Source organism: Novosphingobium panipatense (assembly GCF_900182875.1).
GTDB lineage: Bacteria > Pseudomonadota > Alphaproteobacteria > Sphingomonadales > Sphingomonadaceae > Novosphingobium > Novosphingobium panipatense.
The window spans coordinates 1-13,443 of the sequence record NZ_FXUI01000009.1; the positions used below are offsets into that span (position 1 = coordinate 1).

Consider the following 13,443-nt stretch of genomic DNA (forward strand, 5'->3'; position numbering starts at 1 on the left):
TCATGGTTGTGGCCGATCACACGGACCACGTTCTACCATTTGCGAGGAGCAGCCACTCCACCGACTCGTCGTGGAGCCCCAATCACCCCATCTGTTTGGAAAATCAGGGGTGAGCGTTTCGGCGTAGGAGATTGCCGCCCATGGCGACGAGGATCATGGCCTTCGAGACGTCAATGCGCTTCTCGTAATCGCGGACCAATCGGCGCCATCGGATCATCCAGCCAAAGGTCCGCTCAACGACCCAACGCCGGGGCAGAACCTTGAAGCCCTGCTGCTGATCGCTGCGTCGAATGACCTCGACGACGAAATCCAGATAGCTTGCTTTGTCCATGAGTTTGAGGCGGTCATAGGCGCCATCGGCGAAGAGATGTTTGATCCAGGGCCAGCGTTTGCGGATGCCATCGAGGATGGTCTGGGCGCCCGCGCTGTCCGAAATGTCCGCAGTGGTCAGGTTGACCATCAGCAGCCGTCCATCGGTATCGACGGCGATATGTCGCTTGCGCCCGACAACCCTCTTGCCTGCGTCGAACCCACGCTTTTCTGCCGATGGCGCCTTGATCGACTGGCTGTCGATCACTGCTGCGCTCGGACTGGCCTCCCGCCCTTGGCGCTCGCGATCTAGCATCAGTTCGATGTCGTGGATTGTCTGGAACAGGAACCTGCGAGCCAGTTCCCGGAACCAGCCATAAACCGTCTGCCATGCCCCGAAATGGATCGGCAGCATCCGCCAGCCACAGCCCGATCGAACAAGGTAGCGCACGGCGTTGATTACCTCGCGAAAATCCACCTCGCGTGGACGGCCCCGCCGCCCCGGTCTGGGCATCAGCGGCGCCAGGCGATCCCATTCCTCATCGGTCAGATCACTGGGATAGCGCTTCGTCTTCTTGGCAATCTGGGCCATGCGCCCTCGGCTCTGATGGGTCCACATCCAGAGCCTGAATCAGACGCAGAGCCTCACGACAACCCCCGTCAACGATTTTCCAAACAGCCTCTTAGCGATATGACGCGGTTTAGGCCATACAGGCAGAACCTTCGGGCCATCGGATGGCTTCCGTTATCGGCCGCAGCAGGCAATCATGCGTCAACCACTCACCCGTCCTTACAACGCCGTCAGCGGCTCCGGTCCTTATCGCGCGGCGCCGGGGTCGCGGGCCCGATTTCGCCGTCTAGCGATCCGCCCGCTTTGATCCGATCCGCGACGAGCTGGCGCGTCGCCCCCCCAATCGCTCCGACCATGCGCGCGCTCTCGCCCCGATCGCGCGCGGTTTTCCTCGCCGCGTCGACGATCGCCTGGGCGGGCGCGAGGCGAGGATCGGCTTGGTTCTTCTCCGCCGTGTTCTTCAGGAACAGCTCGGCAAGGCGCTCCTGCCCTGGCGAGTGGCCGGGAGGAAGGATCGGCTGCTCCAGCGACCGGACGGCGCGCTGGATCTGCGCCGGCTGCTGGTTGTTGATCTGGACGCCGAGCGCCGCACCGATCTCGCGCACCCGCTCCAACGGTGTCTGCTGGGGCGAAATGACTGCATCGACCTGACGGACGCCGAGATAGGTGAGAAGGTGCGATTGGTAGATCGGCCCCTTGGCGTGACGGACATAGGCGAGTTCGGTGCGCGCGTTAGCGATGGCGGGGGAGGGGGCACCCTCCTTGATCAGCCCGCGTAGCCGGTCGGCAGCCTGTTGGCGGGCGGCCGGCAGATAGCGTTCCAGCTCCTCGCGCGCCTTGGTCAGCGTCACCCGGTAGCGTTGCCCCTCGGGCGGGGCACGCTTGGGGAGCATGGCGATCCCTGCGGGGCCGATGCGCGCCTCGGGCGCGAGGTCGCGCTTGATCGCCGCTGCGGAGAGAACCGCGGCCATGCCGCGATGATCGCCGGTCAGAAAGCCGTGGCGGGACGCTTCCATCCAACGGTCCTTGTCGATCGCGGCGATGCGGATCGGGTGGCCGGCTTCGCGGGCGAGCTGGGCGGCATGGTGGCGCATGGTGCGCCCGTTCCCTTCGCGGAAGGGATGAATAGCGTTGATCTCGTTGATATGGTTGCCGAGCCGATCGAAAAACTCGTCGCGAGGAATCCCCCGGAAGCCGCCCTGCGCTCCTACCTCCGCGAACCGCTTGTCCAGTTCGCGCGCGAGATAGGGGACGGCGGCAAAGCTCGATCCGCCTTTGGCGATGCTGACGGTGCGGTCCTGGCCCGCCCAATCGTAGAGGTCTTGGAACAGGTGCTTATGGAGCGCCCGATAGCCATCGGCGGTGGCTGGAAAGGTCAGGCGCGCGGCCTCCGCGCCCCGTGCCTGGGTCAGTCTCCGTTCGGCCTCTGTAAGCGTCTTGTCGTCGGTGATTCCGAGCCGATTCCGAAGCGTCTCGGTGCCGGGATACGTGTAGGGATCGCTCGCCAAGGTCAGGCGGCGATCTGGCGTGTTCCGGGCTGATAGAGACTGAGGATAATCGACGGCATGACGGCAGGCGGAACGCCCTCGTCGAGCATCATCGCGAACATCGCGTCTTCGTCGATGGTCGGCGTCATGTCCTCCATGGCGAGATTGGCACGCGCTTCCGCTACGTCCTCCCGCCAAAGGGCGATCTGCTCGGGGGTGCCGCGCTGGAAATCCATCTGGCGGATGCGCTCGCGCAACGTCTCAAGATCGATCTGGGCCATCGCGTCATCCTTTCTGCTCTTAACCCTACGCCTTCCAAGGCGACTCCTCAACAAATCATGTGTGAGCGAGGCGGATGCGCGCCGTGATCCGCGCTTGGTTGAGCGCGGATCGCCGGATCGGGGCCGTTAATACTCGCTCGCCAGCATGACCGTCAGAACGCGCGTGGTCTGCTGCGCATCCCACGGTGCTTCGCTACCATAGGTCAGCGTGTTGTCGTAGTAATCCACCTTCCAGAAAACCGTCTCGGAAATGGCCGTGCCATCGCTCGGCCGCTCTTGCGACCATTCACCGCTCGCTAGGCGATAGACCGCGCCGAAATCATGCTCACCATAGGGGTCGTTGTCGCCGTCAAACTTGGTAAAACCGACGATCGCCGATACGGCCTTGAAGCAATCCGCATCGGGGAGGGCAAGAAAGCCCTGCGTGACGTTGGCGCACGACGTGACGCCGGGGCTCTGACGCGCTGCGTCATTCAGGCGGCGGATGGTGTCGAGTTGTTCGGGGCTATACATCGCTGATCCTCCTTCTGGCAGGCCGCAAGGCCGCTCGGCCTCACGGCCCTGCCTGTCCGGCGAGGACGGGATGGGGAGGGGGAGCGAGAATCTACCGCTGGCGCGGGCGATCCGCTCTAGCGCGGCCGGCGCGACGCGACGGGCGCCGCGCTTGGCGGATTACACGGGCGGTCGATTGTCGTTCGGGAACGAAAGGGCGGCGCCCTTGGTGTTCCCCTGGCGCCGATCGCGCGCAGCGCGAGCGGTGAACGATACGCGGTGCGGATCTCCGCACGGCATTGTCGCGCGCAAGCGCGTCCCGTCAGGAGGGCGCGTTGCGTGCGTCGCGAGCGGCGATCACCAGCTCGACGATGCGCGGCTGATGGTCTGCTGGCACCGGAGCCGTTCGAGGCGGCCTTTACCCGGTTTTCTGCGGCTTTTGCCGGAGTGTTGAAGGGCGTGGTGGCGATTGACGGCAAGGCTTTGCGCGGCGTTTATGAGCGCGGTCGCAAGGCTGTGCCCCTCCATCTGGTCAACATATGGGCGGCCGAAGCCCGATTGGTGATTGGTCAGCGCCTGGCGCCCGGCCGCAACGAGGTGCTCGGTGCGCAGCAGGCCCTTGCACGGGACTGTCAGGAATTTCGTGTGCGGCGAGGCGGTTGACCATCAGGCCGTCATGGCCCTGATGAAACGTTCGCCGAAGAGCACGGCAAATTGCGCCTTCGCCATGTTCCACTCACGCGGCGGCATTTTCCACTCTTTTTCCGATCGGTTCAAGATCAGATAGAGGAGCTTGGTGGCGGCCTCATCATTGGGGAAATGCCCCCGGGCACGAACAGCGCGGCGGAGCTTGGAATTGAGGGCCTCTATCGAATTTGTCGTATAGACGATCCGTCTGACCTCGTCGGGAAAGGCGAAAAATGGGATGACCTCGGGCCATGCCCGGCGCCAGCTCTGGCCGATGGCGGGATAACGCTGTCCCCAGAAGCTGGCTTCGAACGCTGTCAGGGCTTCTTCGGCGGTCGCAGCATCAACGGCCCGATAGATGGCCTTCAAGGCCGTTCCGAGCGCCTTGCGATCTTTCCACGCCACGAAATCCATCGAGTTGCGCAGCAGATGGACAATACAGGTTTGGACCATCGCTTCGGGGAAGACGGCGGTGATGGCGTCTGGGAAGCCCTTCAGGCCATCGACGACGGCCAGTGATATCCTCGACGCCGCGGTTGCGCAGTTCGTTCATGACGCGCAGCCAGAATTTGGCCCCTTCATTCTGTTCCAGCCACAAACCAAGGACCACCTTGGTGCCGTCGGCCATGACGCCCAGGGCAATATGGATCGCCTTGTTGCGGACCATGCCTTCGTCGCGGATCTTGACCCGGATTGCATCGAAGAAAACCAGCGGATAGGCTGAGTCCAGCGGGCGTTGTTGCCAGGCCGTGACCTCCTCCAGCACAGCGTCCGTGATCGTGCTGATCAGGTCGGGTGAGGCCTCGATGCCGTACAGTTCGCGCAGATGCCCGGTGATCTCACGGGTACTCATGCCGCGCGCGTACATCGAGATGATCTTGTCATCAAAACCGGGGAAACGGCGCTGATATTTTGCGATCAGCTGCGGATCGAAACTGCCCGCCCGATCACGCGGCACCTCGATCTCGATCCGTCCCCCGTCGGTCGTCACCGTCTTGCGGCCATAGCCGTTCCGGCTGTAGGTCCCTTGCTCCTCCTGGCCAAGATGGTGATCCATCTCCGCATTGAGCGCCCGTTCGGCAAATGCCTTCTTCAATGTATCGAGCAGGCCGCCCTGGCTGAGCGCTGCTGCTGCGTCAGTGCCGGCCAGCAGTTGATCGAGAATGTCGTTGGGTATCGAGGGTTCTTTCCGTCGTGACATATTGGGTCTCCTTGTTGCCCATTATGCCTCGCCGCACACGAAATTCCTGACAGTCCCACGCAGGGGCGTTTGTCGCCGGACTTCGTGCACAGATGACCGAAGCGCTCGGCGCGCTGAACCGGAAGATGCCGCGCAATGCCAAGGTGCGACTTCGACAGCAGGGCAAGAACCGGATTTCGATCACACCGTTCGAGCCGCTGCCGGCAGCGCTCAATCTGGAGGCTATCAAGACAGAACTCGAACGGCGCTGGCCGATGACGGACCTGATCGACGTGCTGATGGAGACCGCCCGGCAAACCGGATTCCTCGATGAGTTCACGGCGTCGGGCGACCGGGTCGTTATCGATGCCGATACACTCCGCCGGCGTCTTGTCCTGTGCCTCTACGGTCTCGGCACCAATGCCGGCCTGAAGCGGGTCAGCACAGGAACGGAGGCCGCGAGCTATGCCGAACTATTGCACGTCCGGCGTCGCTTCATCCACAAGGAGGCGCTGCGCAGCGCAACCGCGTTGGTAACCAACGCGATCCTCGCGACGCGCGACCAGCGCATCTGGGGTGAGGCGGGGACCGCATGCGCGTCGGATTCCACGAAGGTCGGTGCGTGGGATCAGAATCTGATGGCGGAATGGCATGTCCGCTACCGCGGCCGTGGCGTCATGATCTACTGGCACATGGAGCGCCAGGCGACCTGCATCTACTCGCAGCTCAAACGCTGTTCTTCCTCCGAGGTCAGCGCGATGATCGAAGGCGTGCTGCGCCATTGCACCGACCAGGAGATCCAGCGTCATTATGTCGACAGTCATGGCCAGAGCGAGGTGGGGTTCGCCTTTTGCCACCTGCTCGGGTTCGAGCTGGCGCCGCGCCTGAAGGCGATCGCCCGCCAGAAGCTTTATGTGCCGGAAACCGCGATGCGCGAAACGCTCGGCAATCTCACGCCGATCCTGGCGCGTGAGATCAACTGGCCACTGATCGAGCGGCAGTATGACGAGATGATCAAATATACCGCGGCGCTCAAACACCGCACCGCCGACCCCGAGGCGATTCTGCGCCGCTTTGCCAGCGCGGCTGTCCAGCACCCGACCTATGCGGCGCTTGCCGAACTCGGCAAGGTCATCAAGACGATCTTCCTGTGCGGCTATATCGGTTCGGAGGATCTGCGCCGCGACATCCATGCCGGGCTCAACGTCGTCGAAAACTGGAACGGCGCGCACAGCTTCATCTTCTTCGGCAAGGGCGGTGAGATTGCCGCCAATCGCCTGGAGGATCAGGAACTGGCGGTGCTGGCGCTCCATCTGTTACAGAACTGCCTGGTCTACGTGAACACGCGGATGCTGCAGCGGGTTCTGACCGAGCCCGCCTGGATGAAGCGGATGACCGCCGAAGACCATCGCGGTCTGACGCCGGCCATCCACGCCCATATCAATCCTTATGGCCGTTTCGAGGCCAATCTGGATCGGCGCATCGACTTCGATCTGCCGCTGACAGCATAATTCGCAAAGGCCTCTGCGATGAAAAAAAGCATCTCCACCTCCCCGGCGTCCAAAGACCAGGAAGACACGGAACAGGCCCATATCGACCCCGGCCAAGCGAGCTTCCGAAGTGTTCCCCGACCGCCGTGCCATGGAAGGTTTCATGGCCGGGCTGTTCGGCCGCGTGGAGGCCGATACGAACGGCGCCGTCGATGATGCGCAGGAAATGATGTACGATGCGTGGGAAGCGAGCGGTGCCGCGCGTGTCGCTCTCGCCAGGGCCGCACTCGACATCTCTCCGCTATGCGCGGACGCCTATGTCCTGCTTGCGGAGGAAGACGCGCGATCCCAACCGGACGCACTAGCCCTTTACCGTCAAGGCGTGGAGGCAGGCGAGCGCGCGCTCGGCAATGAATTCGAGGAACTGTCTGGCCACTTCTGGGGGTTCCTGCAGACCAGACCCTATATGCGGGCGCGAGCAGGACTGGCGATGACATTATGGCGCACGGGCGAGCAGCAGGCGGCGATCGACCATTATCGCGCGATGCTGATCCTCAATCCCAATGACAATCAGGGCATCCGCTACCTGCTGGCAAGCGCCTTGCTCCAGCGCGACGATCTCGCTGGGCTGAAGGTGCTACTGCGCCAGTATGAAGGAGATGGAAGTGCCGCCTGGGCCTACACGCTGGCGCTGATAGCCTATCGCGAACAGGACCCGCGCGGTCCGGCGATTGTCCGGGAAGCCTGGGAGAGCAACTCGCATGTGCCTGCCATGTTGGCCGGCCTCAAACGCCTCGTTCCTTCTCGCGACGGCTACATCAGTATGGGCGGAGAGGATGAGGCGACCGCTTATGTCGAGGAAAACGGCGCCGCCTGGCGTGCCATCCCGGGCGCCATCGACTGGCTGGCCGAAAGAAGCACGGGGCTGAAGCCGCGACATCGCGGATGCCAGTCATGAGGAACGAACGCGCGCAAACGGTCGTTTGCGCAGCATCCAGACCGGTCCAGCAAAAACAACGCGCTATTCGTCGCACAAAGCTGTTGCCAAACGACATGCAAAAGCAACAGATAAATGCAGCATCACCCAAGCTGCTCGGCTATGCTCGCGTGTCCAAGGCCGAAGACCAGGATACCGCCCCGCAGATCGAAGCACTCGAAGCCGCGGGCTGCACCCGGTTCTACGAAGAACATGCCTCGGGCGGCCGCTGGGATCGACCGGAACTCCACCGACTGCTCGACCGTCTCGAGCCCGGTGATGTTCTCGCAGCCTGGAAACTTGACCGGCTGTCGCGGTCGCTGAAAGATCTGCTGCTTATCCTCGACCGCGTCGAAAAGGCCGGCGCCGGATTCCGCTCGCTGACCGAAAATATCGACAGCACAACGGCATCCGGTCGCATGATGATGCAAATGCTGGGCTCGTTCGCCGAGTTCGAGCGCGCCATGGTGCGCGAACGAACGCAGGCTGGCCTGCGCTCGGCGCGTGCCCAGGGGCGCAGTGGCGGCCGACAACCCAAGCTCTCGCCCCACCAACAGACCGAGGTCATCACCATGCTCACCGCTGGCAGATCGACAGCCGATATCGCCCGCCTCTTCCGCGTCCATCGCGCCACCATCAGTCGCATCGTCAACAACTTCGCCGTCAAAGACGCCGCGCGAACTCCATAACGTTCCGCGTCCGTTCTTCGCCTTGGCCGTTTTTCAATCTATGAGGTCACTGCGCCTTGTTGCGCCTTTTCCCGGTGCGCCGCAGTCCAGGTGTACCAGGCTCCGAGTACGATCACAGCATGAGCCGCCAGCGTTGTGAAGACGACCCATTCCGCCTCGCCGCTGCACAACAGGCTGTAGATGTCCCATGCCGCGCCGACCGCTTCGGTTAGCACGATCACCGGGACCAGCGCGATGTATTTCCACGGCTGCCGCGCGCCCCACAGGGCGACGATACCGATCGCGGCCAGCTGTATCCCGACGATCAGCCAGGCATCGAGCAGCAGATCGAACACCGGCTGGCCCTGGCCCAGATCGATTCCCGGATAGATCAGGGACAGGGCCCCTGCATAGACCGGCGGCCAGAGCAGGACCAGATTGCACAGGTACCAGATTCCGCTGGCGATGAAGAAGATGCGCAGGCTTTGCATGGTTCGATCTCCAAAGGCTGCGCCGGTCAGTCGGCGACCGCGAAAATGTCGGACGTTGCGCCGGCGATCCGTGCAACCTTGAACGGCGCATAGTCGGGGCAGGCCATGAACGCTTGGACATCCGCCATCGCAGGGAAGCGGATGATCACCGTATAGTGCGGCGCCGCGCCTTCGCCTTCGAAGCGTTCGAACTGGTTGGAGCGGCAGATCAGTTCGCCGCCGAACCGCGCAACCATCGGCGGAACATTGGCTTGGTAGTCCGCAACCCAGCCATCGTCGTGCGAGGTGACGGAAGCGATGAAATAGGCGGCCATGGTTGTTCCCTCCGTGTCGTTAGCGGTCTGGTCTGCGGCTTTCGGTTCGCCGCGTCAAAAGAATCGATTGCCGGGGCGCGGCAACCCGAAATGATCGCGCAGGGTCGTGCCTTGGTAGTCCTTGCGGAAAATGCCCCGGCGCTGCAATTCGGGCACGACCCGATCGACGAAATCGTCGAGCCCCTCCGGCAGATAGGGGAACATCACGACGAACCCGTCCGAACCGCGCTCCTCCAGCCATTGCTCCATCTCGTCGGCGATCGAAGCCGGAGTGCCGACGAAGGCGAGCCCGGCATAGCTGCCGGCTTTCGCGGCGAGCTGGCGGATGGTGAGGTTGTACTGTCGGGCTTGCGTGACCAGCATTTCACGAGAGGTCTTGCTGGCGTTGGTATCGGGTATTTCGGGGAGGGGGCCATCGGGGTCGAACCCCGAAACATCATGATCGAGCATGCCGCACAGCGAGTGAATCCCGCTTTCATAGTGAACCAGGCTGTCCAGGTGAGCGCGCTTGGCCTTGGCCTGCTCGACCGTGTCACCGACAACGACGAGCGCGGCGGGCAGGATCTTGAGATGATCGGGATTGCGTCCGATCGGGATCATCCGCCCTTTCACATCAGAATAAAAGCTCTTGGCGGCGGCAAGATTCGATCCAGCGGCAAAGACGACTTCGGCGGTTTCGGCGGCAAGCTGGCGTCCAGGGTCCGAGGCCCCCGCCTGGAAGATGACCGGCCAGCCCTGCGGGGGGCGGGCGATGTTGAGCGGCCCGAGGACCGAGAAATGCAGCCCTCTGTGATCGAGGACGTGCATCCGCGCGGGATTGAAATAGATGCCGCTTTCCGCATCGCAGACGAAGGCGTCTTCCGCGAAGCTGTCCCACAGGCCAGTCACGACGTCGTAGAATTCGCGGGCGCGCCCGTAGCGGCCGGAATGATCGGGCTGCACCTCGAACCCGAAATTCTTGGCGCTCTCGGGGTTGGACGTGGTGACGACGTTCCAGCCGGCCCGCCCGCCGCTGAGGTGATCGAGCGAGGCAAAGCGGCGCGCGACGTGAAAGGGTTCGTCGAAGGTGGTGGAGGCAGTGGCGACCAGCCCGATCCGTTCGGTGGCGCCAGCCAGCGCCGACAGCAGGGTGAAGGGTTCGAACGAGGTGACGGTGTGGCTGCGCCGCAGCGCCTCGACCGGCATGTTCAGGACCCCGAGATGATCAGCCATGAAAAAGGCGTCGAACTTGCCTGCTTCCAGCTTGCGCGCGAATTGCCGGATCGCGGCGAAGTTGAAATTCGCATCCGGGATTGCCCCGGGGTAGCGCCAGGCGCCGGTATGGATGCTGACCGGCCGCATGAACGCGCCGAGGTGAAGCTGACGTTGCAGGCTCATGCGTTTCGTTCCTTCAGGCTCGCGAAGACTGCCGGGGATCACCTTCCCTGCAGCTTTTCCAATATTTGGCGGGTCAGGACCGCTGTACTGCCGTTGCCGCCCAGATCGGGGGTCAGGACTGCTTGCGGATCGCGCAGGACCGCTTCGATCGCGGCCAGCACCATCGCTGCGGCTTCCGCTTCTCCCAGATGGTCGAGCATCATCGCCCCCGACCAGATCTGTCCGATCGGATTGGCAATGCCCTGGCCGGCAATGTCCGGAGCCGATCCGTGCACCGGTTCGAACATCGACGGATAGCGCCGCGACGGATTGAGATTGGCCGACGGCGCGACCGCTATCGTCCCGGTTACGCCGGGACCGAGATCGGACAGGATGTCGCCGAACAGATTGGATCCGACCACCACGTCGAACCGTTCGGGTGACATCACGAAGCGGGCGGCCAGAATGTCGATATGGTACTGGTCGGTGGCGATCCCGGGATATTCCGCGCCGATCGCCGCGAAACGCTCGTCCCAGAACGGCATCGAATGGTAGAGCCCGTTCGACTTGGTGGCCGAGGTGACATGCGGCCGGCCAAGCTTGCGCGCGAAATCGAAGGCGTAACGCAGGATCCGGTCGGTGCCGCGGCGGGTGAATACTGCCTGCTGGATGACGATTTCATCCTCGCCGGTGCCGGTGCGGCCGCCGATCTGGGAATATTCGCCTTCCGAATTTTCCCGCACCACCCAGAAGTCGATATCGCCGGTGCTCTTTTCGCGCAGCGGCGAGCGAATGCCGGGCAGCAACCGCACCGGCCGGAGATTGACATATTGATCGAATTCGCGCCGGATCGGCAGCAGCAGGCCCCACAGCGAGACGTGATCGGGCACCCCCGGGTAACCGACCGCGTCAAGGAAGATTGCGTCATGATCGGCAAGCCGGGTGAGCCCGTCATCGGGCATCATTTTCCCGGTGGCGAGATAGGTTTCGCAGCTCCAGTCGAAGTCGCGAAACTCGAGCGCAAAGCCACATCGCTGCGCTACCGCCGACAAGACCTGCACCCCGGCGGGCAGAACCTCGCGGCCGGTGCCGTCGCCGGGAATATTGGCTATGGTATAGCGGTTCAAAAGGGTTTCCCGTGCCGAAAGGTCAAAGGTAGGTGTTCAGGGTCTTGAGGATCCGGTAAGCCCCCAGGAATGTCGGTGCATCGACGCCGAGGCGTTCGGCGGCCTCGGCGAGCGGTCCCAGTATTTCGTCAACCTCCATGCGCCGTCCTGCCACCAGGTCATCGTGCATCGAGGTCCGGACCGGGCGATTCTCCGGCTTGAACCGGCCGACCATGGCCATCACCCCGGCGAGCGCGAAGCTTTCTCCGTTGATCTCGACGAGCCGTGAGACGGGCGCGAAGAAATTTTGCGGTTCGTACCCCAGCGCCTTGTAGATCGCCAGCAGGTCCTTGACGATCAGGATATACTGGGCCGCGCCTTCGCGTACCGCCACACCGTCGATGAAATCGAGCTCTTTGATGCCGCCCAGGGTGCTGGCGCTCCACGATGAAGCACTTCCGACCTGGACCAGTTTTTCCCAATGGACATGGGTGATGTCGGCAGTCGAGCGGGACCCCATCCCGGCTGAGTCCAGCGCCTCGGCCATGGTCCGGGTGCGATCGCTTTCTCCGCCTCCTAGTTCGCCGAAATAGGCGGTTACCGGGACGGCCATGTGGTTGAGCGCCCGGCCGGGTTCGAGCAGGGTTGCGCCGTCCATGATCGACCCGCCAATCACCTCGTCCTTGCCGAACGCGGCCTGCAGCCGGCCTTCCTTGCCAACCCCGTTCTGCAAGGTGAGGGCGCAGGCTGTCCGGTCAACCAGCACCGCCGCATCGGCCAGCGCCTGATCGGTGCCCTTCGCCTTGGTCAGCAGGATGTAATAGTCGATCGCGCCCTCGACCTCGGCCGGGGTCTCGACCGCGAACAGGTTGGCGCGCTGCACGAACTGCGCCCGCACCCCTTCGATTTGCAGACCACCCTGGCGGATGGCCTCGACATGGGGTTTGCGCGCAATCAGCGTTACCTTGTGTCCGCCGCGGGCCAGGAAGCCGCCGATAACGGAACCAAGTCCGCCTGCGCCGTGGATGCAGAAGTGCAGTTGCCTGGTCATTGCCGATGTCCCGCGTCCGATCAGGCGATGCCGAGCTCGATGAGCTTGGCCCTGATCTCTTCCTTCTTCTGCGGGGTCACGTCCGCGACCGGCGGCAGGATCGGGCCGGCCTTGAGGCCGATCGCCTCATACCACGCCTTGATGTTCGCCAGCGCCGAAGCATAGGTCGCGGTGCGCGCGATATCCCAGACAAACTGGTCATGGTAATATTCGCGGACGTCGTGCAGGCCTTCCCACTTGGTGCGGGCCTCTTCCCATTTGCCCTGGTGGGCGAGGTTGATGTAGTCGCGCGCGAGGTGGCGCTTCTTGCCATAGAGCATGAACGACAGTTCGCCCCAGCACACCGTCCCGCCCAGCCGGAGGTCTTCGAGGAAGAAATACTCAAACGGCTCCATGGTGTTGAAGCCTTCGGGCATCAGGCTGCGGATCTTGATCGTCTCGGCGCGATTGAGCGCACCCTGCTTGACCCCGATCACGGTCTCGAGATCGGCCAGGCGGCGCATCAGGTTCCAGCTCAGCACCGTGCCCGAAACCGGCGTGCGGTAGAGGCAGACCGCCATGTTGCTGCGATCGGTCAGATACTTGAACCAGGCGAAAATCTCGTCGTCGGTGCGAAGCTGGACGACGGGATTGATGACCTCGGCGCCGTTGAAACCCAGCTCCTCGACGAACTGCATCTTTTCGAGCGCGAGGTGGACCGACGGGTCGAGGATGATCGTCCAAAGATCGAGCCGCCCGGCGTTGGCCTCGGCGACGATCTCGTGATAGCGCATCCATTCGGACGGAGTGACGTTCCAGCATTCGGCAATGAAGCCGCCGACAACCAGGCCATCAAGGCCCATTTCGACATATTTGTCGATGTTGTAGCGGATCCCGTCGATGTCGAACTTGTGGTCCGCGGTCATCGGGGTGATCGGACACTGGTAAAACCCCCGGACTGTCTCGGTGGCCCATTTCTTGGCGTCCTTGCGATCATAGTCCATG

General features: G+C 63.0%; 12 protein-coding genes and 3 pseudogenes. 4 read left to right on the forward strand and 11 right to left on the reverse strand.

All coding sequences use genetic code 11. The features are described 5' to 3' along the window. Positions 1-103: 103 nt before the first annotated feature. From QOL62_RS13510 to QOL62_RS13525, 4 genes are all read right to left on the reverse strand, one after another. Positions 104-928, reverse strand: coding sequence for an IS5 family transposase (locus tag QOL62_RS13510; RefSeq protein ID WP_080726996.1), 825 nt, complete (start codon positions 926-928; stop codon positions 104-106). 182 nt (positions 929-1,110) lie between these two features. After that, positions 1,111-2,388, reverse strand: a complete 1,278-nt coding sequence (locus QOL62_RS13515) for a Fic/DOC family protein (RefSeq protein ID WP_037508604.1) — start codon at positions 2,386-2,388, stop codon at positions 1,111-1,113. Positions 2,389-2,390: 2 nt separating this feature from the next. Continuing rightward, complete coding sequence (locus QOL62_RS13520) at positions 2,391-2,648, reverse strand: hypothetical protein (RefSeq protein WP_037508602.1); 258 nt, start codon at positions 2,646-2,648, stop codon at positions 2,391-2,393. Positions 2,649-2,774: 126 nt separating this feature from the next. After that, complete coding sequence (locus tag QOL62_RS13525; RefSeq protein ID WP_037508600.1) at positions 2,775-3,161, reverse strand: DUF3768 domain-containing protein; 387 nt, start codon at positions 3,159-3,161, stop codon at positions 2,775-2,777. A 369-nt stretch (positions 3,162-3,530) separates the two neighbouring features. Between QOL62_RS13525 and QOL62_RS13530 the strand changes: the two are divergent. Next, a pseudogene (locus QOL62_RS13530) lies at positions 3,531-3,764 on the forward strand (ISAs1 family transposase); the annotation flags it as partial. 42 nt (positions 3,765-3,806) lie between these two features. On the opposite strand, the pseudogene QOL62_RS13535 reads toward QOL62_RS13530, so the two are convergent. Next, a pseudogene (locus tag QOL62_RS13535) lies at positions 3,807-5,028 on the reverse strand (IS256 family transposase). A 68-nt stretch (positions 5,029-5,096) separates the two neighbouring features. Between QOL62_RS13535 and QOL62_RS13540 the strand changes: the two are divergent. From QOL62_RS13540 to QOL62_RS13550, 3 genes and pseudogenes are all read left to right on the forward strand, one after another. Further along, positions 5,097-6,518: pseudogene (locus tag QOL62_RS13540) on the forward strand (transposase); the annotation flags it as partial. 142 nt (positions 6,519-6,660) lie between these two features. Then, positions 6,661-7,455, forward strand: coding sequence for a hypothetical protein (locus QOL62_RS13545; RefSeq protein ID WP_080727004.1), 795 nt, complete (start codon positions 6,661-6,663; stop codon positions 7,453-7,455). Beyond that, positions 7,452-8,162 carry a recombinase family protein gene (locus QOL62_RS13550; protein WP_240700498.1) on the forward strand — a complete coding sequence of 237 codons (711 nt, stop codon included), beginning with the start codon at positions 7,452-7,454 and terminating at the stop codon, positions 8,160-8,162. Before QOL62_RS13545 ends, QOL62_RS13550 begins: the two co-directional genes overlap by 4 nt. 38 nt (positions 8,163-8,200) lie before the next feature. Here the strand turns inward: QOL62_RS13550 and QOL62_RS13555 are convergent, their stop codons facing one another. From QOL62_RS13555 to QOL62_RS13580, 6 genes are read right to left on the reverse strand one after another with little or no spacing between them, the layout of a single operon-like run. Continuing rightward, positions 8,201-8,632 (reverse strand): BphX family protein, encoded by a 432-nt coding sequence (locus QOL62_RS13555; protein ID WP_025551201.1) that lies wholly within the window; start codon positions 8,630-8,632, stop codon positions 8,201-8,203. A 26-nt stretch (positions 8,633-8,658) separates the two neighbouring features. Beyond that, complete coding sequence (locus tag QOL62_RS13560) at positions 8,659-8,946, reverse strand: DUF1330 domain-containing protein (RefSeq protein WP_013834075.1); 288 nt, start codon at positions 8,944-8,946, stop codon at positions 8,659-8,661. Positions 8,947-9,000: 54 nt separating this feature from the next. Beyond that, a complete protein-coding gene (locus QOL62_RS13565) occupies positions 9,001-10,323 on the reverse strand; it encodes an LLM class flavin-dependent oxidoreductase (RefSeq protein WP_170978351.1) in 1,323 nt (440 codons plus the stop codon). 38 nt (positions 10,324-10,361) lie between these two features. Then, complete coding sequence (locus tag QOL62_RS13570; protein WP_283406668.1) at positions 10,362-11,429, reverse strand: tartrate dehydrogenase; 1,068 nt, start codon at positions 11,427-11,429, stop codon at positions 10,362-10,364. Positions 11,430-11,451: 22 nt separating this feature from the next. Next, positions 11,452-12,459, reverse strand: coding sequence for a ketopantoate reductase family protein (locus QOL62_RS13575; RefSeq protein WP_037508591.1), 1,008 nt, complete (start codon positions 12,457-12,459; stop codon positions 11,452-11,454). A 20-nt stretch (positions 12,460-12,479) separates the two neighbouring features. After that, positions 12,480-13,442, reverse strand: a complete 963-nt coding sequence (locus tag QOL62_RS13580; protein ID WP_037508588.1) for a dihydrodipicolinate synthase family protein — start codon at positions 13,440-13,442, stop codon at positions 12,480-12,482. Position 13,443: the final 1 nt, after the last annotated feature.